This is a genomic window from Erwinia amylovora, assembly GCF_017161565.1.
Lineage (GTDB): Bacteria > Pseudomonadota > Gammaproteobacteria > Enterobacterales > Enterobacteriaceae > Erwinia > Erwinia amylovora.
Genome location: NZ_CP066796.1, coordinates 3,394,406 through 3,416,953, shown reverse-complemented (window position 1 = coordinate 3,416,953; position 22,548 = coordinate 3,394,406). Strand labels below are relative to the sequence as shown.

The 22,548-nt window shown below is 52.6% G+C and carries 13 protein-coding genes; 8 read left to right on the top strand and 5 right to left on the bottom strand.

Annotation, left to right across the window (positions count from 1 at the left end; all coding sequences use genetic code 11):
* Positions 1–138: 138 nt before the first annotated feature.
* From JGC47_RS15525 to uvrA, 3 genes are all read right to left on the bottom strand, one after another.
* Positions 139–4,224, bottom strand: a complete 4,086-nt coding sequence (locus JGC47_RS15525) for an inverse autotransporter beta domain-containing protein (RefSeq protein ID WP_004160434.1) — start codon at positions 4,222–4,224, stop codon at positions 139–141.
* A gap of 1,735 nt (positions 4,225–5,959) precedes the next feature.
* Positions 5,960–7,012 carry an NAD(P)-dependent alcohol dehydrogenase gene (locus JGC47_RS15520; protein WP_004163328.1) on the bottom strand — a complete coding sequence of 351 codons (1,053 nt, stop codon included), beginning with the start codon at positions 7,010–7,012 and terminating at the stop codon, positions 5,960–5,962.
* A 283-nt stretch (positions 7,013–7,295) separates the two neighbouring features.
* Positions 7,296–10,124: an excinuclease ABC subunit UvrA gene (uvrA, locus tag JGC47_RS15515; RefSeq protein WP_004160425.1), complete on the bottom strand. Its 2,829-nt coding sequence runs from the start codon at positions 10,122–10,124 to the stop codon at positions 7,296–7,298.
* Positions 10,125–10,376: 252 nt separating this feature from the next.
* Here uvrA and JGC47_RS15510 point away from each other — a divergent pair, with 252 nt between their 5' ends.
* From JGC47_RS15510 to JGC47_RS15495, 4 genes are all read left to right on the top strand, one after another.
* Positions 10,377–10,928, top strand: a complete 552-nt coding sequence (locus JGC47_RS15510; protein WP_004160424.1) for a single-stranded DNA-binding protein — start codon at positions 10,377–10,379, stop codon at positions 10,926–10,928.
* Between the two features lie 422 nt (positions 10,929–11,350).
* Positions 11,351–13,015 carry a ShlB/FhaC/HecB family hemolysin secretion/activation protein gene (locus tag JGC47_RS15505; protein WP_004160423.1) on the top strand — a complete coding sequence of 555 codons (1,665 nt, stop codon included), beginning with the start codon at positions 11,351–11,353 and terminating at the stop codon, positions 13,013–13,015.
* Positions 13,016–13,260: 245 nt separating this feature from the next.
* The gene (locus tag JGC47_RS15500) at positions 13,261–13,701 is read left to right on the top strand and encodes a hemagglutinin (protein ID WP_223386214.1); all 441 of its coding nucleotides are present in this window, start codon (positions 13,261–13,263) and stop codon (positions 13,699–13,701) included.
* 877 nt (positions 13,702–14,578) lie between these two features.
* Positions 14,579–15,028, top strand: coding sequence for a DUF3828 domain-containing protein (locus JGC47_RS15495; protein WP_004160420.1), 450 nt, complete (start codon positions 14,579–14,581; stop codon positions 15,026–15,028).
* Between the two features lie 693 nt (positions 15,029–15,721).
* Here JGC47_RS15495 and JGC47_RS15490 read toward each other — a convergent pair.
* Positions 15,722–16,114 carry a transposase gene (locus tag JGC47_RS15490; RefSeq protein ID WP_004160418.1) on the bottom strand — a complete coding sequence of 131 codons (393 nt, stop codon included), beginning with the start codon at positions 16,112–16,114 and terminating at the stop codon, positions 15,722–15,724.
* A gap of 1,092 nt (positions 16,115–17,206) precedes the next feature.
* The gene (soxS, locus tag JGC47_RS15485; protein ID WP_004160413.1) at positions 17,207–17,632 is read right to left on the bottom strand and encodes a superoxide response transcriptional regulator SoxS; all 426 of its coding nucleotides are present in this window, start codon (positions 17,630–17,632) and stop codon (positions 17,207–17,209) included.
* Positions 17,633–17,734: 102 nt separating this feature from the next.
* Here soxS and soxR point away from each other — a divergent pair, with 102 nt between their 5' ends.
* From soxR to JGC47_RS15465, 4 genes are all read left to right on the top strand, one after another.
* Positions 17,735–18,202: a redox-sensitive transcriptional activator SoxR gene (soxR, locus tag JGC47_RS15480; RefSeq protein ID WP_004160412.1), complete on the top strand. Its 468-nt coding sequence runs from the start codon at positions 17,735–17,737 to the stop codon at positions 18,200–18,202.
* A 43-nt stretch (positions 18,203–18,245) separates the two neighbouring features.
* Positions 18,246–18,908 carry a glutathione S-transferase gene (locus tag JGC47_RS15475; RefSeq protein ID WP_004160411.1) on the top strand — a complete coding sequence of 221 codons (663 nt, stop codon included), beginning with the start codon at positions 18,246–18,248 and terminating at the stop codon, positions 18,906–18,908.
* Positions 18,909–19,374: 466 nt separating this feature from the next.
* Positions 19,375–20,724, top strand: coding sequence for an NCS2 family permease (locus tag JGC47_RS15470; protein WP_004160409.1), 1,350 nt, complete (start codon positions 19,375–19,377; stop codon positions 20,722–20,724).
* Between the two features lie 165 nt (positions 20,725–20,889).
* Positions 20,890–22,539, top strand: coding sequence for a Na+/H+ antiporter (locus JGC47_RS15465; RefSeq protein ID WP_004160407.1), 1,650 nt, complete (start codon positions 20,890–20,892; stop codon positions 22,537–22,539).
* Positions 22,540–22,548 lie beyond the last annotated feature (9 nt).

Here is a 22,548-nt window from a genome sequence, read left to right as displayed (position 1 = left end):
CGCCGTTATAAAACACTAATTCCGGAGATGGCGATGCTGTAAACAGAAGCCAGCGGTGCACCAACTATCACGAAAGGTATACTACCAGCAGATAGCTTCCAATATTTGGCATAAGCAGAAATCATCCTTATTGAGCAATTATTTTATAATATCAACATAAGGCTTGTTTATTGCGCTGCCGCTGCCAAACCAGTTATGAGGATCAGCAGCCCAATATTCAAAATCTTTACCGTAATAGTTAACTCTCGCCCCTACAAAATAGCTGCCGTCGTGGCTTTTCCAGCACTCACGGCCAATTTGTGTGGCGCCGAATGTAATCGGTGCTGTTGAAACTATATTGCGGTGGATATTTGGAAATTGACCACTGCGAGCATGACCGTTTTGTTCTCCGCGCATCAGTCCGGTAAAGTTCATCGGCGATATTAATACCTTACCGTTAAAATCTATCTCACCTCCGTCAACAATGGCATTAACCCAATGTTCTTTTCCCGCTGGTCCCGCGATTTCCCGGCAGGTTGATTCGACTCCATTATCAGAATAAATTCTGGCGCGAGATTTTACGGATAATCTTTTCCAGATTTGATCTGGCGGTAAATTTTTCACGTGTATCCCGGCTGATTTATTCGTATTGATGAGCTTGCCATATCCTTGCGCCATCAGCTCTACGTGAAGTTCCGTACCCCAGAACGAAGTTTTCGGCTCGAATGTGGCCATTCCACTTCCTGAAGAGTGATCCACTATTTTCTGCGCAAGCACATTTCCTTTACTGTCTTTCAGGGAAACACTAATTAATTTTGCTTTGCTGAATTCATTTGAATTATCGGTAGCCCATGACACAGAGAGGTTGTCCACGGTAAATACCGGCGTCCACGCACCTTTATTCGCTAACGAGCCTTTGTTGATATAATTAACATGATCTATGACGACAGAGGGTTTACTGTAAATCCGCACATCGTAATAGCCGGAACTGGCGTGGTAATAGTCGTTGTCAGCCACGTTGAGCGTGAGCCGGGTTTTACCCTTACTGGCTTTTCCCTGTAGGCTTCCCGTACTGGATATGTTCAGTACTTCTACATCGGCAGACTTCCATCTGATAACGGCATCTGAGGGAATTGGTTTTTCGGGCAATTGCAGCGTGAAGGTTTCTTCATCCGTTGTAGTTATTACATCCTCTTTGAAGCTGAGGTCGACGGTTCCTTTTTCCAGCTGGTAGGCCACATCAACAGAGGCGGCCTTAAACTGGGCTGTCTCCGGCGTACTTACCGTTATGCTGGTGCTGCCCGGTTTCACTGCCTTTAATTCTCCGTTATCTGCCACCGTCACGACCTCGGTGTTTTTGCTGGTATAGGTCGCTTCCAGGCTATTATTTGCGTCGGTATTGCCGAAGGTTGGCGTAACGCTCCAGACCTTACCGTCGGCCCACTGGGTTGCAATGGGGCTACCGTCCCGGACTTGCAGCTGTGGATCTGCCCTGTCAATCTTCAGCAGATAACTGGCCTGTCCCGGAATGAATTGGTCATTCCCTGACGTTTTCACCGTGATGGTAGTTTGACCCGATTTCAGTAAAGTCACCTTGCCCACTTCATTCACCGTTGCCACGCTCTCATCCGCACTCGACCACTTCTGTTCAACGCCATCGGGTAGGCCGTTTACAGCCTGCGATCCGCTAAAGTTTTTGGTCCAGGTCACATTTTGTTGGGCATGAGCAAAGCTCAGATCGGGAGTCAGGCTGGCGCCCGTTATGGTCAGCGTCTTGCTATGACCGAATGGTTTACCGTCGACCTTCACTGACAGCGTGGCCTTACCTGCTTTAATGGCGGTGACCGTCATACGATAGTGGCCTGGATTATTCGGGATTTCCTCGCCGTCACTAATGTTGACCATGCTGTTGTCGCTTTGTCCACGTACCGAATTACCGGACAGCAGATTGCCATTTTTATCACGCAGGATCAGCGCCAGCGTTGCCCGATCTTTTCCGGCATTGATAACTGGCGGTGACAGAGTGAGTTCAGAGCGGCTTTCATCAGGAACATCAGCGCTAAACACGACATCCGGCGCGGGATATTTGCCCGATGGTATGGTCAGGCTGACCTTTGCCGTACCCGGCTGCATGCGCGTCAGGGTCACCACGACCGTGCCGGTTTCGTCGCTACTGGTCGTCTGTGCATCTAAGGTGCTGCCATCATTGGCGCTCCAGTTCACCGGGATACCGGCTCCCTGCGGGTTGCCTTGCTTATCCGTCAATACGGCAGCATAGGTCACTGTGGTTCCCACGACGGCAGAAGCCGGCGTGACGCTGATGGGATCTTTAATCACCACCGAATCCGCGTTCGCCACCAGCTCTACGCTTACCGGTGCAAAACGAATGTTTCGCGCTGAAGGGACGATGGTGAACGATTCCGGCAGCGTGCCGGCCGTGAGCGTGGCGATATATTCTCCGACTGCGCTGCGGCTGAATTCAGTCATCGTTGTGACGCCAGCGGCACGCAGTTTTGATTCCTTCAAAACGCTGATTTCGCTTTCCGCAATATCAACCGGTTTGCCATCGCGATCGTTAATCTTGAGGACCAGCTGCTGCTGCGTTTTTCCATCTGCCAGGAGCGTTATTTTTGCCGGAGTAACCGGACTCATACTGGCGTCGATGGCTGCCTGTGAGACAGTCACTTGCGTATCGGCTCTGGCAGAAACGTTCCCTTTTTTGTCCACCGCTACACCGCTGATTGTCCAGGTATTAACGGCCTGAGCGCCGGGCTTATGTTCCGGCAGTATCACGCTCCAGTTGCCCGCGTCTTCGCGTACCAGTTTCCCTCCGGAAGCCAGCAGGGAGGAGGCCGACCAATCGATGCGTTCCAGACCGTAATTACTGTTGACCGATACGCCCAGCGACTTCTTTTCCCCGGCATAGCCGGTCACCCGATCGACCGTATGCAGCCGTACCATCTCTTTTTTGCGATATTGCAGCAGAATATGATTATTTCGCTCTACCAGGTCATAACGGCTTCCCGCCAGGCTGCGCATTGTGGCTACTGCCTGTGGATTAATCTGCTGCTGCCACGGCATGCCCAGCCGATAGCTGAAGTCGGCGCTTATTCGCTTGTCATTTTTTCCTGACGCCCCCTGACGATGCTCTGCGCCAAGCGTTAGCAGCGGGAACGGGGTGAAATTCACCCCCGCCGTGACGGCGTGTGGGTTCTGCTGCAGGTTTTCCTTGCCGAACAGCGCCACCCCCTTGCCGTAATATTGCTCGTAGGTGAGCTTACCACCCAGCTGTGGCAGCGATGGCAACCAGGCCTGTGCACGAATGTCCCAACCGTTGGCCGGGCGCTCCTGATAGTCCATCATATTCGGCGAATCCCGCCAGTCGCTAAGGCGCAGATAACCGTTGGCAGACAGCTTCAGGAAATCACGCCAGTATTCCACGCCTACCCCCGTGCGGCTATGGTCGCGTGAGAGATCATAGTCACCGAAGATATTGCCACCAAGCATGTACGAGGGCGCGAAGTAACGCAGCCCGAACCCGAAGTTAGCTTGGGTGCGGTCATCAGTACGGTGCAGGCTGCCCTGTGTGAAGAGAAGCCTGTCCTTTCGCTCGTAAAAAGGGATAAGCAGGTCAATCTGAGAGTTTTTCAGCGAAAAATGTTCATCTGCCTCCAGCTGAACGCGCGCGGTACCGAACTGATTCAGCCACTTCTGTACCTGCCCGCTGGCCTCGGCGCTGGCCTGACCGCGAGCCATGGATAAAGCCGCGTCCCCGCCTGGACTATTTGACAGAAAATCGCCTGTCCGGGAGGCTATATCGGCCATTTTCCTGGCCCCGGCGTCTTCCTTCGAGGTCGACGTGGCTGGCTCATCTTTGTCCCAGATTATTGCAGGAGGAGCCGCTTTACCCCCCTGCATAACTGCAGGTACATCCAGTTCATCGCCGGGCTGCACGTTATCAAAACCGTGTGCGAAGGTGCGCAGCAGGTTGAGCTTGCGCAGTGCTTCCGGGGTTATGTGGAATTTTTTTGCTACCGACGCGGAGGTTTCACCATGAGACAGGACGTATATCCGTGTCTTGCTGGGTTGCTCCTTCGCCGTCTCGTAAATATGGCGGTCAATGCCGGCTCCTGCCGTGGCTGGCGTAAAAGCCAGAGTTAACGGAAAAGCGGACTGTACGCCAATATTTGCCCAGGCAAATAGCTTTATGCGTAAGGGGATGGGCTGCTGGTGTGTTATTTTCACAAATGGACTCCATAGAAAGGCCACCGTCAGATGGCAAGAAAATCCTGACAGGATTTGTTAAATATTCAGGTAACCGTTTATCACTCGGAAAGATGAGGACGTTGAGGCTGGTATGGGCCAAATTTCCTCGTCATGTTTATTTCCAGGCGTTAACGGTGGTCGTTTTGTTGACTAAGGTATTCGATAAGCCAGCACTTCATCTTCGAAGAAAAAGCTTCAGGAAGTACTTATAAGTCTTATTCTGGTGCGCGAAGGGGGCAGGAAATTTATTTCCATGCGGTTGAGTGCTTAGCTGGATGGTTATCGCATTGGCATGGTTAGGTACAGAAGAAATACAGAGGCGCTTCACCATCCTGAACGGGCGAAAAGGTATCAGGTGACGTCTGGCTAAAATCATGCCAGCGGTGTGATCAGGGCAATAAAATGGAGTAAAAATGGTGATCAGTGCATGAATGACACTGAGGTAAATAACCCGGCATCTTGCCATTTTATCTGAGGAAATTCGACAGAGTTTCGCTGAGATATAATTTACTTCTGTGACATTCTTTGCAAACAGGAGGTCATTCCCGACCCCGAAATAAACGTATCCGTTTGTCATATACTCCATCCCTTGGCGACGCTGTTATTCTTATTTAATGGTTTGCATAACGATGAACTATATTTAAACCGCAGTAAAAGATAATTTCGCCATTGGTTGTGGCTGGTTTTTACCAGTGTTAAATACAGGTTTAATCCTTCAGCTAATATTGCAGGCAGGCAACCTGAATGTTGTAGGGAAGCTGCCTGAATGCTCATCAGCGTAATTGTACATAAAATATAAAATTGGTCAAAAACGATCAAAAAGTCATTATTAATAGCTTTCGCAAATCAATATAATGTCTATTGATCGAGATAAATGTACCTATTTTTCTGGAGTTACAAAAAAAACCCTTATATTTCATAGTTGAGTTGCTATGTTCCTGGGATGCATGTCTCTGTTAAAATGCAGCACAGCATCGGGCATAGAAAAAATCTTGAAGCAATTTGTTACAATTAATGAGCGAGCAGTGAATTAAAGAAATGGGTAGAACCACCGCTAATTATTATCAATATTTTAATTTTATTTAGCGATTTTAATATATTTTTGGTTTTTCATTGTCTCAGGTTGTGAAATTTATAGTTTTTTTATTTTTGGATTGGCAGGGCTAAATCGGCATGATGGAGCATAATTCTGGTATTATTGATAATTAAGTTATCATATATGCTGCTATTTTTATTCAATTCACCATTTTTGCGCAGTAGCACGTTATTAATAACTGGATTGATGCGGCTGTAAGTCACCCTGATAATACCATATTGTCCGTAGTTCACTCTGTCCGTCGTTGTTTATATTGGGAAGGCCCGCAATAGCGATATTATATCATTTTAGCCTCAGAGATTCGGGTCGGCCGCTTTTACTGCAGCGATAGTTCGGTAAAATTCAGGCATGCAAGCGGAGGTATAAGGGAGAAGATATGGGTGAAGGAAAACTCCAGCCCCACTGTAATGATTGTTGGTGATGCGGAAGCCGGGTGTTATTACACAAAGAGGCGGTGCGGGTTGCAATATGTTGCTGTTCAGCGGGCGATATCATAATTAATCGTGGCCGATCGTTTATAATTATGGCAAAAATCCAGTCAGAGAGATAAGCCCATACGGGATGTTATTTTTCCCGTATGGCCAGGGTTATTACGGTTTCTCAACGACCGTTGAAGGATTACGCGCGCAGTGAACTGATATCGATAACGAAGCGATATTTCACGTCGCTTTTCAAAATGCGCTCGTAAGCATCGTTAATCTGGTCAATGTTAATCATCTCGATATCTGAGGTGATATTATGCTTACCGCAGAAATCTAACATCTCTTGAGTCTCTTTAATTCCGCCGATCAGTGAACCGGCAATGCTGCGGCGTTTAAAGATCAGATTAAATACTTGTGGTGACGGATGATCATGTTCAGGTGCTCCAACCAGCGTCATGGTGCCATCGCGGCGCAGCAGGCTGATAAATGGGTTCAGATCGTGCCGGGCGGCAACGGTATTGAGAATAAAGTCAAAACTATTGGTATGTTGTGCCATCTGGCCGGCATCTTTAGAGATCACCACTTCGTCTGCACCGAGGCGCTTACCATCGTCGATTTTTGACGCCGATGTGGTAAACAGCACGACATGGGCGCCCATCGCATGGGCGATTTTCACGCCCATGTGACCGAGGCCCCCCAGGCCAACGATGCCAACTTTTTTACCCGGACCAACGCCCCAGTGATGCAGCGGTGAGAAAGTAGTAATGCCAGCGCACAACAGCGGGGCGGCACCGGCCGGATCGAGGTTCGACGGAACTTTCAGCACAAAGTCTTCATGCACCACGACCTGAGTGGCATAACCACCGAAAGTGATATCGCCGCTGATGCGGTCCTGGCCGTTATAGGTGCCGACAAAGCCCTCTTCACAGTACTGTTCCAGGTCATCTTTACAGTTCTCGCAGGTACGGCAGGAATCAACCATACAGCCCACGCCGACCAGGTCACCGACCTTATATTTGTGACCCTGTGCGCCAACCGCCGTGACACGGCCCACAATTTCATGGCCGGGCACTACCGGGAAGACGGTGTTATGCCATTCGTTACGTGCCTGGTGCAGGTCGGAGTGGCAGACGCCGCAGTAGAGTACTTCAATCTGCACATCATGTTCGCGCAGTTCGCGCGGCTGGTACTTAAATGGAGCCAGCGGAGATTTTGCGTCCTGGGCAGCATAAGCGTGCGTAATATTCATTGTTGTCTCCAGTTGTTGATGATGTGGCGCAATGGCCGTCATCGCGGGAGCCGGTAAGTAAAGCTTACCTTTTCCGCAGAATGGCGAAGATTAAGCATAGCTATAGAAGGGAGATCGGTATTGGTCTAAAACTCGCTAAGTCTTGCCTGATCCTGCAAGAATGCGTGGTAAAGGTAAGAAAAGAAGCGCAAACAGCGGAAAAAACTCTTTGCATAAAAAAGGCCGGGCAACTGCCCGGCCGCTGGAAGAGACATCGCTACAAGGGGTCTCGTAGCGGGTCATCTTATTGCTCCAGCAGTGGCTTAAGGAAGCGTGCGGTGTGGGAACGTTCGCACTGCGCAACGGTTTCCGGCGTACCGGATACCAGGATCTCACCGCCACCGCTGCCGCCCTCCGGACCCAGATCGACAATCCAGTCGGCGGTTTTGATCACATCAAGGTTGTGCTCAATAACCACGATGGTATTGCCCTGGTCGCGCAGCTGATGCAGGACTGCCAGCAGCTGCTGGATGTCTGCAAAGTGCAGGCCGGTAGTGGGTTCATCAAGGATATACAGCGTCTGGCCGGTGCCGCGTTTTGACAGTTCACGCGCCAGCTTCACGCGCTGCGCTTCACCGCCGGACAGCGTGGTCGCCGACTGCCCAAGACGAATATAAGACAGGCCAACATCAATCAGGGTTTGCAGCTTGCGCGCCAGCGCCGGAACGGCATCAAAGAACTCACGCGCTTCTTCAATGGTCATTTCCAGCACTTCGTGAATGTTCTTACCCTTGTACTTCACTTCCAGCGTCTCGCGGTTGTAGCGCTTGCCCTTACACTGATCGCAGGGGACGTAGATATCCGGCAGGAAGTGCATCTCAACCTTGATAACGCCGTCGCCCTGGCAGGCCTCACAACGCCCGCCGCGTACATTGAAGCTGAAGCGCCCGGGGGTATAACCACGGGTGCGCGATTCCGGCACGCCGGCAAACAGCTCACGCACCGGGGTAAAGATTCCGGTATAGGTTGCCGGGTTGGAGCGCGGGGTACGACCAATCGGGCTTTGGTCGATGTCGATAACCTTATCGAAATGCTCCATACCGGTAACGGTACGGTAAGGGGCCGCTTCAGCAATGGTCGCGCCGTTGAGCTGGCGCTGGGCAATCGGGAACAGGGTGTCATTAATCAACGTCGACTTACCGGAACCAGAAACCCCGGTTATGCAGGTAAACAGCCCGACCGGTAGCGTCAGAGTAACCTCCTTCAGGTTGTTACCGCTGGCACCGGTAAGCTTCATTACCTTGGCCGGATTACCTTTCACCCGCTGCTCAGGAATGGCAATGCCGCGTTTTCCGCTGAGGAACTGACCGGTCAGGGATGCTTCGACCGCCATAATGTCGTCAACCGTACCTTCAGCAACAACCTGTCCACCATGTACCCCGGCACCGGGGCCGATATCAATAACGTGGTCAGCGGCGCGAATGGCATCTTCGTCGTGCTCTACCACAATCACGGTATTCCCGAGATTGCGCAGGTGAACAAGGGTTTCCAGCAGACGTTCGTTGTCGCGCTGATGCAAGCCGATGGAAGGCTCATCCAGCACGTACATGACGCCCACCAGCCCGGCACCAATCTGGCTGGCCAGACGGATTCGTTGCGCTTCCCCACCGGACAGCGTCTCTGCCGAACGTGACATCGACAGGTAATTGAGGCCAACGTTTACCAGGAATTTCAGGCGGTCGCCGATCTCTTTCAGCACTTTTTCGGCAATTTTAGCGCGCTGGCCGCTGAGCTTCATATTTTGGAAGAATTCCATCGCATGACCAATGCTCATATCCGAAATAGTGGGAAGCGTGGTGTTCTCAACAAAAACGTGACGCGCTTCACGACGCAGGCGCGTGCCGTGGCAGCTGACACAGGAGCGATTGCTGATATATTTCGCCAGCTCCTCACGCACCGCAGAGGACTCGGTCTCTTTATAGCGGCGCTCCATATTATGCAGAACGCCTTCAAACGGATGGCGGCGCACGGAAGTATCGCCACGGTCGTTTACGTATTTAAATTCGATATTTTCTTTGCCGGAACCGTACAAGATCACTTTGCGCGAGCGGTCGTCAAGGCTGTTAAACGGTGCTTCGATATCGAACTTCAGATGCTCCGCCAGCGAGCGCAACATCTGGAAATAGTAGAAATTACGACGATCCCAGCCACGGATTGCGCCACCGGAAAGCGACAGTTCGGGGTTTTGCACCACGCGATCGGGATCAAAATACTGCTGTACGCCCAGCCCGTCACAGGTTGGGCAGGCGCCGGCCGGGTTGTTGAAGGAGAACAGACGCGGTTCCAGCTCGTTCATGCTATAGCCGCAGATCGGGCAGGCGAAGTTGGCCGAAAACAGCAGCTCTTCGACGCTGGAATCGTCCATATCGGCGACCACGGCGCTGCCGCCGGAGAGTTCCAGCGCGGTCTCAAACGATTCCGCCAGACGCTGCGTCAGATCGTCGCGTACTTTAAAACGATCGACCACCACTTCAATGGTATGTTTCTTGTGCAGTTCCAGCTTTGGCGGATCTGACAGATCGCATACTTCACCGTCGATGCGCGCGCGGATATACCCCTGGCTGGCGAGATTTTCCAGCGTTTTGCTGTGCTCCCCCTTGCGGTCTTTAACGATCGGGGCCAGCAGCATCAGGCGGCGTCCTTCGGGCTGTGACAGCACGTTATCTACCATCTGACTGACAGTCTGCGCCGCCAGCGTTACGTCGTGATCCGGGCAGCGCGGCTCACCGACACGGGCAAACAGCAGACGCAGGTAGTCGTGAATTTCGGTGATGGTCCCGACGGTAGAACGCGGGTTGTGTGAGGTGGATTTTTGCTCAATCGAAATCGCCGGTGACAACCCTTCTATGTGATCGACGTCCGGCTTTTCCATCAGCGACAGAAACTGACGCGCATAGGCAGAGAGCGACTCAACGTAGCGGCGTTGCCCCTCCGCGTACAGCGTGTCAAACGCCAGCGAGGATTTGCCGGAACCTGACAGCCCGGTGACAACGATCAGTTTATCGCGCGGAATGATCAGGTTAATGTTTTTCAAATTGTGGGTGCGGGCACCCCGTACTTCGATGTTATCCATTCACGATTCCCGGATTAGCACAAACCTCACCATGCCTGGCTGGCACGGCCAGAAACAAACGAGTTAGTATGGCACAAAAAAGCCTGAATGGATAACCAGTGTTTTGACCAGTAATGCCATACACATTGATGTTATGCGGTGACCCTTTGCCGCGTTTTTCGGGGCATCTCCTAAATATAGGATCTGCGGGTATGCCATGTTAGAATTTTGCGCGTAGACTACAAGACAGAACATTTAACCGGAGACAGAGACATGGCCAGCAGAGGCGTAAACAAAGTAATTTTAGTCGGAAATCTGGGGCAGGATCCGGAAGTCCGCTACATGCCAAATGGCGGCGCCGTTGCCAACATCACTCTGGCCACCTCCGAAAGCTGGCGTGACAAGCAGACTGGCGAAACCAAAGAAAAAACCGAATGGCACCGCGTGGTACTGTTTGGCAAGCTGGCCGAAGTGGCCGGTGAGTATCTGCGCAAAGGCTCTCAGGTATATATTGAGGGCGCTCTGCAAACGCGTAAATGGACCGATCAGGCTGGCGTTGAGAAATACACCACCGAAGTGGTGGTCAACGTTGGCGGCACCATGCAGATGCTGGGCGGTCGTGCACAGGGCGGCGGTGCACCAGCCGGTGGCCAGGGTGGTGGGAACAATAACAATGGTTGGGGCCAGCCGCAGCAGCCGCAGGGCGGCAACCAGTTCAGCGGCGGCGCACAGCAGTCCCGCCCGCAGCCGCAGCAGCCGCAGCAGAACAGCACACCGGCGAATAATGAACCGCCAATCGACTTTGATGATGATATTCCGTTCTGAAAAATACCTGTCAGTTAATTGAGAACGCTTAAAACCCTGCTTCGGCGGGGTTTTTTTATCAATAAATAGCCGGAAAACACCGTGCATCCATGCTTTCCTTGACCTTCACTCTCCTGAGGAGTGCTGTTGGCAAGGCATGATTATCTGCGAACGATATGCCTTTTCTCCTCACCTTTTATACAGATTTTCTTAGTGATTAACTCACTCAATACCCTCCTGGAGGGATTACCCCCAAGATCCAAACGTGTTTCCCATAAAGAAATTTGCTTTGATTTATGCAGATTGTTTAAAAAAATTATTGATTACCTTGCTTTTCACTTGATGCAATGGATAATAACTTAAAATTACATTGTGTTACATTTTGAAAACGGATTTTCAATTTAATGGCTGGATTATTACATTTTTTGCGGCGGGTAGCCCATATGCCCGTCCTGAACGGCATGTTGTTGGTTTCATTTCCGTTTACCCTGGCTGAGCCTGTACCCGGTAGTCATGCCCTGCAAGGCGAAATCCCTGATGCGCAGCAACAGCAGCGGCAACAGACGCGCGAGCGCATATTGCAACAGCAAAATACGGCGCAAAGTGAAGTGCGTCTGGCGCCGTCTGAAGTCGTCTTACCTGATTACCCTGGCAATGAACCCTCTTGTTTTATCGTTAATACTCTGCGGCTGATAGGGGTTCCTGACGCACGTTTTCGGTGGGCGCTGAATGCGGCAGATGTGGCACAAGATCATTGCCTGGGTGGGCCGGTTATCTTGTTGCTTATCAATCAGGTACAGAACGTCATTCTGGCCGAAGGCTATGCCATCACTCGGGTAATGGCCCGGAAACAGAGTCTGACGAAAGGGGTGCTGACGCAGACTATTCAGCCCGATCGCATTGGCGACATCCGTTTCGATCGGTTGTGGAATGCTATTCCGACATCGTCGGGCGAGATGCTCAACCTGAGGGCGACAGAACAAGGTACGGAGAACGTCAAACGCCTACCCGGCGCCACTGCCGACATCAAAATTGTGCGCGGCCAGCGGGACGCGACCAGCGATCTGCGCGTGAGCTGGCAACAGGGCAACCCGGCCCGACTTAGTCTGGGGCTGGACGACAGCGGATCGAAAAGCACTGGCCGCTACCTCGGCTCCGCCACGCTGGCGCTTGATGCCCCCTTTGCTCACAACGACCTGTTCTATGCCAACCTGGGTGAAGATCTGCCCGGACGCGGCCCGTGCGGTAACCGTTTTCATACCCTGTATTACTTCTTCCCCGTTGGCTACTGGGGCTTTTCCGCCAACTACAACCACTACAACTGGTACCAGAATATCGCCGGCACGAACCAGATGCTGACCTACCGGGGCAAGAGCGGCAATGTGCAGCTGACTTTATCCCGCTTGCTGTATCGCAATCAGTTGCACAAGACCACGCTCATTATGCGCGCCTGGCGGCGTCACTCCAGCATTGCGGTCAACGATATTGACATTGAGCAGCGGCGGCGGCGCACCGCCGGCTGGGAGCTGGGCTTTAGCCAGCGCAGCTATATCGGGGCTGCCACCCTGGATGTTAACCTCAACTGGCGGCGGGGCACTGCCGCATCAGGAGCGCTCAGATCGCCTGAAGAGAATACGCATAGCGGCAGCGCTCGTACCGGTATTGCGTTGGGTGATATCAGCCTGAATCAGCCTTTGGCCTTCGGCGAGCAGACATGGCGTTTTGTCACCAGCGTGCGCGGGCAGTGGAGCCGTCAAGCATTGACGTCGCCGGATCGAATGGCCATCGCCGGGCGTTACACGGTGCGCGGATTTGACGGTGAACGCATGTTATCCGGAGAAAGGGCGGTTATCTGGCGCAATGAGCTGGCGTGGAATGTGCTGTCTCGCGGGCATGAGCTTTACGCTGCCGCTGATTACGGGCGCGTTGCCGACCCCGGCCCCCATTCTCTGGCCCGGCATCAGTTGGTGGGCAGTGCACTGGGGGTGCGCGGCGCGCTGTGGCAACGCCTGAGCTATGACCTGTTTGCTGGCGTGCCGCTGGTCAAACCACGGTCATTTCATACCTCCGGTGCCACCGCTGGCTTCAGCCTTAATCTGGAAATCTGATGCGCTCTGTTTGTTAAACGACGGGCGCTTTTCACCCTATCGACTTACAGGCGGTCAAAACGCTAAGCATCAGCAGCGAAGGAAAACTTGTCTGGCAAGCGGCCGATCGGGAGTCGCTAACCCGGGCGGGCGGCAATATCGGCCTTGCTACCCGGGGCGATATCGCACGTCACGGCAAGCTGCACAGCGGCGGATCGCTGTCTGTTACAAGCCGCAGCGGCGATCTGAAACAGTCCGGTACGTTGGTGGCGGCCGGTGACGTGCTGATGCATGTCGGACAGGGTATTGGCAGCAGCGGGCATCTGTTGGCCGGCAGTGATGAAACCAGCCTGCTGATGCGCGCCGCAGATTTAACCTTGACCAGTGAGGGGCAGCCCCGCGCCAGCGGCAGCCCGTTGAGTGACAAGAATATAAACCTGAACGGCTGGCGGGTTGATATCAGCCAGAGTCAGCTTGCGGCCGGTCGTACCACGCTTAGTAAAGGATCTGGCGGCGTGGTGCTCCGTCAGACAACGGTTGACAGCGGGATGCGGGTCATCAATACGGCAGGCAGTATCGACGCGCGACAGGCACAAGTCAGAGCTGGCCAGTGGGATGTTACCGGCAACAATCTGTTCAGCCAGAAGGCCGTCTGGCCTCAGACCGGAGACGCAGAGAGCCGCTTCGTTGCATCACTCGCCGGATAAACCGGCCACCGTGATGGGCGACGATATCATCGTGCGGGCGCGCATCGTTGACAATCACGGGCGCGATGCGGTGATGGCAGCTACTGCGACGCTGCATCTGAATACCGTCGGGCGCATAAAATAACGGCGATGGAGCGCAGCTGGCTATTGATGCCAGCAGCGTGCGCAGGTTCGGGTGAAGGACAACAAGGGGCAGCGGAAGGATCTCTGGATCAATGACCTGTCCTTAACGCCCAATGCGGAGGGGGGCACCATAGCGTTTTATGAAACGCACGCCGGACGCCAGCGCCCTGACATTGAATGGCAATCTGACCCTCAACGGGGCGGCAAAGTTGATAACTGCGGGTGGTTGAGCTGGAAACCTGAAACGTGGACTTCAGCAGGAAGGTACTGCCCGTCGCGCCGGTTTGCGTGCGCGGCAAGAAGGTAAGCAACAGCTGAAGCCAGCGGTGACCATCGCCAGCCGGTCAATAACAGCGGCTTGAGGCAACTCGCATTCACCCAGGCTACAGTCTCCACGGTGCAATTTCCGCTGAAAAAGTGAGCGACGGAGAGGCGGCACAAGATGCAGTATGCATTAACCTTGCAACGGCCTGACCCAACCCATACCGGTAATCCGGCCATTAATAAAACCAGTAAAAAGAAGCCGCGGGCATAAATCTGGCCCACTGCGCCAACGTCGGGATCTCTGGCCACGAGCTGCGCCCAGAGCGTGCCACCTGGCTATTTGTGCCAGTTCCAGGATAAACGGTGACTGAAACGGCAATAAAGTGAAGGAGCAGGGTGGATTAGCCGGCTAAATTCAATACAATCACAGGCGCATGGCAATGCATGATTGATAATGAGGTAAAGACGTGAGTTATCCGGAGTGGTCTGCATGAAAAAGTGGTTGCTGATGCTGGTGACAGCAATCGCCGCCTTCGGGGCGGCGGCGGCGGAGCATAATAACGATCCACAGAGCACCAGCCGGGCCTTTTACAGCTGGTATCTGACGGCGCTAAGTCAAGAAGAAAGCCCAATCGATGAACACGATCCGCTATTAAATAAATATGTTACCCAGCGACTGCTGCAAAAAATTAACCTGCTGATTAAAAGCCCGGACGGCATGGAAGACGACTATTTCCTGCAGGATCAGGACTACAGCGACGGCTGGGTCAATAACGTCAGCGTCAGCAGTTTCACCTGTGAGGGTAACCGCGCGGCGGGTGACGTCACGCTCGGAAGCGATCCCGGCGACAGTCAACATCTGTTGGTTACGCTGATTCACCAACACGACGGTTGGAAGATCGACGAGGTCCAACCCGAATCGGAACGCCCTGAGCAGTAATTCATTAAAGTGGAAACGCGTGAACTGCTGGCGAAGATCCTCCAGCCGCCGCCGTTCAGTCAACAGTCTCTCACAGCATCGGGTCGCCTGGCGGATCGTTTCGCCGTGCGCCCCTTGCAAAACACCGACAAGTCATACCCGCTGACCGCTGCGCTTCATTAGTCAGCCGCGGCTAAACGCCATGTTTACGCCGGGCTACTCGTGTGCAGCCCCGCTCTTAATCAAATTTTGCTGTAAAAAATCATGAGATGTTGACTGTACCGGCAGCCTGAGATCCAGCTAATGATAAGTTAAATTGCCATCAGGACGTAAAAACTGCATAACTGTGATATTAACTGGTAAGTATGTTTAATGTTTTTTTCTGCGGGTAATAAACGTTACGCTGGAACAAATGTCATGGTGATGAACTGTTCTCTGGCACTGTTGCTAAATCCTGGGCGAATTCATCATGGAAATAGAAAATTATCCTGACCGGACGGTTGATAGCTGGATTTAAGGATGGCACCTTGACCCTGGTGTTAAAGATAAACGTGCAGCGAACTCATTGATGATATTCAATTTCTACCAGTGCGGCCAGGCGTTAAACAGGCCATCTGTCAATGTCCGCACCGGGCAGGCAAACGGGATATTCAGTTAGCCATAAAAATATTTTTTGCCCCGCCTACCCTAAACTTGCCATCACCAATGCCACGATCAGTTTTCACCACTGTTGGGATAGTGGTAAACACTGCGGCTGATGTCCAGCAGACGGCAACTGCGGCGTGTGCCAACTTGATAAGTATTTTGTAAAAAATTAACGGCTTGACGCTTGTCTTTGGTGGTGAAAAAGTGCTTCAGCACGCTTTGCAGCATCTCTTTGTCTGAGGACATAAGCTGTAATTCACGTTCAATACGGTGAAGTTTCTCCTCCATGTCTCTCATTTTCCTCCCCTTTTCTGAAGATAAATCAGCATACTTCTTTTTCCAGCTGTACAGGGTTGCTGCGGAAATTCCCAATGCGTCACAGATTACATTTACCCTGGTTCCGTCTTCAGAAGCTTTAATGGCGCTGGTGATTTGCTCTTCGCTGTATCGTGACTTTCTCATAATGCTATTACCTTTCTTAACAATACTTGAATAAGTGTGACTTAATTAATAAATGGATCTGTTATTTCAGATATTATCTAATCCTGAGAAATCAGGTGATTGGGCTGTCATACCTTACGTTAGGTTATTATGAGGAAAATAACATTATGGGATTCATCCTATTTTTTTAAAAAAGAGTTTTGACGGCTTTTGATATTGTTTATTTTGCTATCAGTTCCTCTCATCTCAATTCAAACCATTAGTATAATTAGGAAAATTCGCGCGGGATGTAAAAACTGTGCTACTTCAATCCGGTTCAACGGGTTATGTAAAAATTACCGCTAACTGTCGTCGCCAGAGATCCCCCTGATAGTAAAATTGAATCAGGGACAGGTTAAAATCAGGCTTTTCAAGCAGTAACAACGTGCCCTTTTAAAACCCGGGTATTTTGAAGGGTGAAATTATTTTAAAAATTCAAATTTGCCACCAGCGATAAAACCCACAGACAGGTTAAACGATGTTAAATATCAAAGCGGAAATAAGGAAAGGTTGTATTTACCCGGTCGAAAAACGCCCTGGTTTGACCTGGATAAAACTTTCTAAAGCAAAACATGTGAAAAGACGCCTGACATCCGTAAACGAAAATTTTAATGAGAAAGTTCCGCATCGGTAGTATATCAGCAATCACCACCTGAGCTTTGCCAGCTTGTAAAGGTTTCATATCTTTAACAAGCAAGGTGGACAATCCGGGGACGTCAGACAGGCGATGTAAAGCCGGGTTAGTGCTAAGGCGTAGGCTCGTCAGTGGGTGTTTGGCTTGTTACATCGGCAAACCCCTCTTTGCTACTATGCCAGGCGTTAAGCAGGTTTCGCGTATGCAACGACATAGCCAACAGCCCGCTGGTAACCAGCTTGACATAGCGAGATCAATACCGGCAAAAGCGGCTGGCATAAGACGGCGGCGGCACCGTGCATTTAGGGGGCTGGCGTGAAACATCGTGTCGAGACTCAAACGGTGATGAGCCAGTCGCCTGCTGTCTGTGGCAGAAAAGGGTTGGCGAGCGGGCATGAGGTTGTGGCGGGCATCAGCGCTGCGGATCCCCGCACGGGCATTTAGTTACAGATTGGGCAGCTTTTGTCATTTCGCTGCGGTTGAAAGCTGCTGGCCGGGTAGTCGCCGCAGTCAAAATTCCAGCTGCTGCGCTGTAGCCTCTGGCGGCGCATGGTATTACGGTAAGCCGTTGGCGTCTGGGAAAACTGACGACGAAATACCCGGGAGAAAGTTTGCTGCGAATCGTAACCATATTGCATGGCGATATCAAAAACCGGGCGTTGACTCTGGCGCAGCGCTTCGGCAGCCCGCATTAAACGGCGTTCCCGGATATATCCACCCAACGTCTGTTTTGTCACCGCGCGGAACATTCGCTGTAAATGCCACTTTGAGTAGCCTGATTTTGCAGCCACTTCCTCAATCGACAGGGCTTTGTCCAGATTATTGTCGATCCAGTTGGTCAGGGTGTTGATGATGTCGTCATGCATACATTTTTCTCCCAAATCTCTGACGAAAATGGATTGATACCTCTCGCGGCCTCACTGGTCGGTGAGTATAATTCCTCAAGTTTACTTGAGGTAAAGTGCTAAATGAAAAAAAGTACCCATAATCCCAACAAGCGGGAACTGACTCCTGGTGATGTGGCGCAGCGCTGCGGCGTGGCGGTATCTACGCTGCATTTCTATGAAAGCAAAGGGTTAATTAGCAGCTATCGCAACGGGGGCAATCAGCGGCGTTACACCCGTGACGTGCTGCGTCGCGTTGCGGTGATCAAAATAGCCCAGCGTATCGGCATACCGCTTGCCACCATCGGCGATAGCCTGATGCAGTATTCCCCCGGTAAGCGTATGACCACCAGAGAATGGGCACTGTTGTCACAGCAGTGGCGTGATGAACTGGATCGTCGTATTGAAACGCTGACCCACCTGAGAGACGATCTCGACGGCTGCATCGGCTGTGGTTGCCTGTCGATGGAGGATTGCCCGCTACGTAATCCTGATGACCGCCTGAGCGAACAGGGTACCGGGGCCATACTGCTGGATGTAAAAAGCGTCTGAGCTCCTATACTGATGATTTGATTGCCGACATTAAGGAGTGATGATGATCACTGTGCACCATCTTAACAATTCACGTTCGCAGCGAGTGCTGTGGCTGCTGGAAGAGCTGGAAGTGCCGTATCAGATTAAATGCTATCAGCGTGAGGCCAGCATGCTGGCTCCTGACGAGCTAAAAAAAGTGCACCCGCTGGGCAAATCCCCGGTTATTACCGATGGGAATCGCGTGGTGGCGGAATCCGGCGCGATCCTGGAGTACCTGGCGGCGCATTATGACGCCGAAGATCGGCTGAAACTTTTTGATGATGAAGAGGTAATACAATCGCGTTATTGGTTGCACTATGCCGAAGGTTCATTAATGCCGTTGCTGGTGATGAAACTGATCTTCAGCCGGATGGGTAAAGCGCCGGTACCCTGGCTGCTGCGACCGATTGGTAGTGCATTTGGTAAAGGGGTGCAGAAGGGCTATATCGATCCCCAGTTGGCCACCCATCGCCAGTTTATCGAGCAGCATCTGACCAGCAATGAGTGGTTTGCCGGCAGTCGATTCAGCATTGCCGATGTGCAGATGAGCTTTCCGATACAGGCGATGACCGCGCGCGGTGGTGCCGCTGGCAGCCCTGCGATTCAGGCCTGGCTGGAAAAAGTGCAGTGCCGCGCGGCCTGGCAGCGCGCTTTGGATAAAGGGGGCGAAATTCACCTTGTGTGAACAGTTTTCCCGTCTGTGAAAAAACGTTTTACCCCTCCCGTGCCGGATAACGGTTATAAGAAAATCTTTGCAGTGTACCGGGGCTAATCCCGGTACTATATCAGCGCTTATGGCGGATGTTGGTGCATCGCCAGACAATGGCATGTCAGCGCGAACAGGTGTTGAAAGTACGACATAAAACACTGGATAATCGTTTGCCTGCAATTAATCGTCATCTTGCAAGTCTGTGTTCTGCTGACGGGTATTCGTCACAGTCCCGGCTTAGCGTTTGCCAGCGGCACCAATGACGCAGAATATTTATTACGCACACTATGCGTGGAATAAAAACGTTTGCCTGTATTCGGTTTATGCCCCGTACGATGTACTGTGCGCGGCGAATATTGCACCAGGGATGCAAACGGAGATCGCTGCGCGCCGCAGCGATGCCACGCAGCAACAACTCATAAAAAAAGCTCAGAGGAATACTATGTCTACTCCTTCTCAACCGGCGAGCGGCTCTTTAGACGCCTGGTTTAAAATTTCCGCACGCGGCAGTAGCGTACGCCAGGAAGTGATCGCCGGCTTGACGACCTTCCTGGCGATGGTTTATTCAGTGATTGTTGTCCCATCTATGCTCGGTAAAGCGGGTTTTCCGCCGGCTGCCGTCTTCGTTGCAACCTGCCTGGTTGCCGGATTTGGTTCTCTGCTGATGGGGCTGTGGGCCAATCTGCCGATGGCAATTGGTTGTGCCCTTTCTCTGACGGCGTTTACCGCTTTCAGCCTGGTACTGGGCCAGCAAATTAGCCTGGCGGTGGCGTTGGGGGCGGTATTCCTGATGGGGGGGCTGTTTACCCTGATCTCCGCGACCGGCATCCGCGCCTGGATTTTGCGCAATCTGCCAATGGGCGTGGCACACGGCACCGGCGTGGGTATCGGGCTGTTTTTGCTGCTTATCGCGGCGGACGGCGTCGGTCTGGTGATAAAAAATCCGGGGCCGGGACTGCCGGTCGCATTGGGGCATTTCCCTTCTTTCCCGATTGTCATGACTTTGCTGGGCCTGGCGGTGATTTTTGGTCTGGAAAAGCGGCGCGTCCCCGGCGGTATTTTACTGACCATTATTGTGATATCGGTCATTGGTCTGATATTCGATCCTGCCGTGCGCTATCAAGGGCTGTTTTCCATGCCAAGCCTGAGCGACAAGCAGGGGAACTCACTGGTATTTAGCCTGGATATTATTGGTGCGCTGAAACCGGCAGTGCTGCCAAGCGTGCTGGCGCTGGTGATGACGGCCGTATTTGATGCCACCGGGACCATTCGTGCCGTGGCGGGTCAGGCTAATCTGTTGGATAAAAACAATCAGATTATCAGCGGCGGTAGGGCGCTGACCAGCGACTCACTGAGCAGCATCTTCTCTGGATTGGTCGGTGCGGCTCCTGCCGCGGTGTATATCGAGTCGGCGGCCGGTACGGCAGCGGGCGGCAAAACCGGGCTGACGGCGGTTGTGGTCGGCGTGATGTTCCTGCTCATCCTGTTTTTGTCACCGCTGGCCTACCTGGTTCCGGGTTATGCCACCGCACCAGCACTGATGTACGTCGGGCTGCTGATGCTGAGCAACGTGTCAAAAATCGACTTTAACGATTTTGTCGATGCGATGTCTGGTTTGCTGGCAGCGGTATTTATCGTGCTAACCTGCAATATCGTCACCGGTATCATGCTCGGTTTCGGTTCGTTGATCGTTGGCCGCCTTGTTGCCGGTGAGTGGCGTAAGCTGAACGTGGGCACGGTCGTTATTGGTGTCATCCTGGTCGCATTCTATGCCGGCGGTTGGGCAATTTAATCCAGTTTGGGGCCGTAATTTGCGGCCCCGGCTGCAGATGCAGCCAAATTTTCCCGCTTAACGCACTTCCTGTTTTTCAACGTCTGATGAATTTGCTTTACTATCAGGTGGGCATATACATCGCCATGCCCCAATCCCACTGGAAGACGTATAAAAAAGGAAAACATGGAAATCTTCTTTACCATCCTCATTCTGACGCTGGTTGTCTCGTTGTCAGGCGTGGCTGCTCGTATCATTCCATTTCAAATTCCCCTGCCGCTGGTGCAAATCGCGATGGGAGCGCTGCTTGCCTGGCCAACGTTTGGCCTGCATGTCGACTTTGACCCGGAGTTGTTTTTAGTCCTGTTTATTCCGCCGTTGCTGTTTGCCGATGGTTGGAAAACCCCCACCAGCGAGTTTTTACACCACGGGCGTGAGATCCTTGGCCTGGCGCTGATGCTGGTGCTGATTACCGTTGTTGGCATTGGCTATCTGATTTACTGGCTGGTGCCGGGGATCCCACTGCTGTCTGCCTTTGCCCTGGCTGCCGTGCTGTCCCCTACCGATGCGGTAGCGCTCTCCGGCATTGTTGGCGAGGGGCGCATCCCGAAAAAAATTATGGCCATTTTGCAGGGCGAAGCGCTGATGAACGACGCTTCCGGTCTGGTATCCATGAAGTTTGCCGTGGCCGTGACGATGGGTACGATGGTGTTTACCGTCTCCGGTGCGACGTTGGAGTTCCTCAAAGTGGCTATCGGCGGTTTGCTGGCGGGCATCACCATCTGCTGGCTGTACGGTAAATCTCTGCGCCTGTTCAGCCGCTGGAGCGGTGACGATCCGGCAACGCAGACGGTACTGCTGCTGCTGCTGCCGTTTGCTTCCTATTTGATTGCGGAACATATTGGCGTTTCCGGCATTCTCGCGGCGGTGGCAGCGGGTATGACCATCTCGCGTTCCGGCATTATTCGCCATGCTCCGCTGGCAATGCGACTGCGTGCTAACAGCGTCTGGCAGATGCTGGAATTTGTCTTTAACGGCATGGTCTTCCTGATGCTGGGCTTGCAGCTGCCGGACATTCTCGAGGTATCGTTAAATCAGGCGAATGCCGATCCTGATGTCGAGCTGTGGGCGCTGTTTGCCTCGGTGGTTCTGATCTATGCTGCGTTGATGATTGTGCGCTTCGGATGGCTGTGGACGATGCGTTTGATCAGCCGCCGAATGTTGAAAAAACGCCCGATGGAGTTTTCCAATTACTCAACGCGCGAGCTGCTGATTGCCTCATTTGCCGGCGTACGTGGGGCAATCACGCTGGCCGGTGTGCTGTCTATTCCGCTGTTACTGACCAACGGCAGTGATTTCCCGGCGCGTTATGAGTTGGTGTTCCTGGCAACCGGGGTGATCCTGTTCTCGCTGCTGATCGGGGTGATGGTGCTGCCGGTGCTGCTGCGCGGCGTTGAAGGGATTGATAAATCCGTGCATCGGCGCGAAGTACAAACGGCGCGAGCATTGATGGCGGCCACTGCTATTGAAAGCCTGCATCACATGGAAGAGCGGCTGGCCTCCGATGCCGATGAGAACATCGATAGCGAGCTGCTAAAAGAGGTTAGCCTGCGCGTGTCGGGCAACCTGCGCCGCCGGGTTGATGGCAAAGATGATATGGAACGTGCGCTGTATGCGGAAAATCTGGAGCGCCGTTTCCGTCTCAACGCGCTGCGTGCCGAACGTGGCGAGCTGTATCATCTGCGCGCCACGCAGAAAATCAGCAACGAAACCATGCGCAAGTTACAGCACGATCTCGACCTGATGGAAACGCTGCTGACGGATAAAGAGGAATAGCGCTCTGTT

Excerpts from the sequence above, each read along its gene's own strand:
- JGC47_RS15520 (WP_004163328.1), bottom strand. The coding sequence starts at position 7,012 with ATGAATATTACGCACGCTTATGCTGCCCAGGACGCAAAATCTCCGCTG.
- uvrA (WP_004160425.1), bottom strand. The coding sequence starts at position 10,124 with ATGGATAACATCGAAGTACGGGGTGCCCGCACCCACAATTTGAAAAAC.
- JGC47_RS15510 (WP_004160424.1), top strand. The coding sequence starts at position 10,377 with ATGGCCAGCAGAGGCGTAAACAAAGTAATTTTAGTCGGAAATCTGGGG.
- JGC47_RS15505 (WP_004160423.1), top strand. The coding sequence starts at position 11,351 with ATGCCCGTCCTGAACGGCATGTTGTTGGTTTCATTTCCGTTTACCCTG.
- JGC47_RS15495 (WP_004160420.1), top strand. The coding sequence starts at position 14,579 with ATGAAAAAGTGGTTGCTGATGCTGGTGACAGCAATCGCCGCCTTCGGG.
- JGC47_RS15490 (WP_004160418.1), bottom strand. The coding sequence starts at position 16,114 with ATGAGAAAGTCACGATACAGCGAAGAGCAAATCACCAGCGCCATTAAA.
- soxS (WP_004160413.1), bottom strand. The coding sequence starts at position 17,632 with ATGCATGACGACATCATCAACACCCTGACCAACTGGATCGACAATAAT.
- soxR (WP_004160412.1), top strand. The coding sequence starts at position 17,735 with ATGAAAAAAAGTACCCATAATCCCAACAAGCGGGAACTGACTCCTGGT.
- JGC47_RS15475 (WP_004160411.1), top strand. The coding sequence starts at position 18,246 with ATGATCACTGTGCACCATCTTAACAATTCACGTTCGCAGCGAGTGCTG.
- JGC47_RS15470 (WP_004160409.1), top strand. The coding sequence starts at position 19,375 with ATGTCTACTCCTTCTCAACCGGCGAGCGGCTCTTTAGACGCCTGGTTT.
- JGC47_RS15465 (WP_004160407.1), top strand. The coding sequence starts at position 20,890 with ATGGAAATCTTCTTTACCATCCTCATTCTGACGCTGGTTGTCTCGTTG.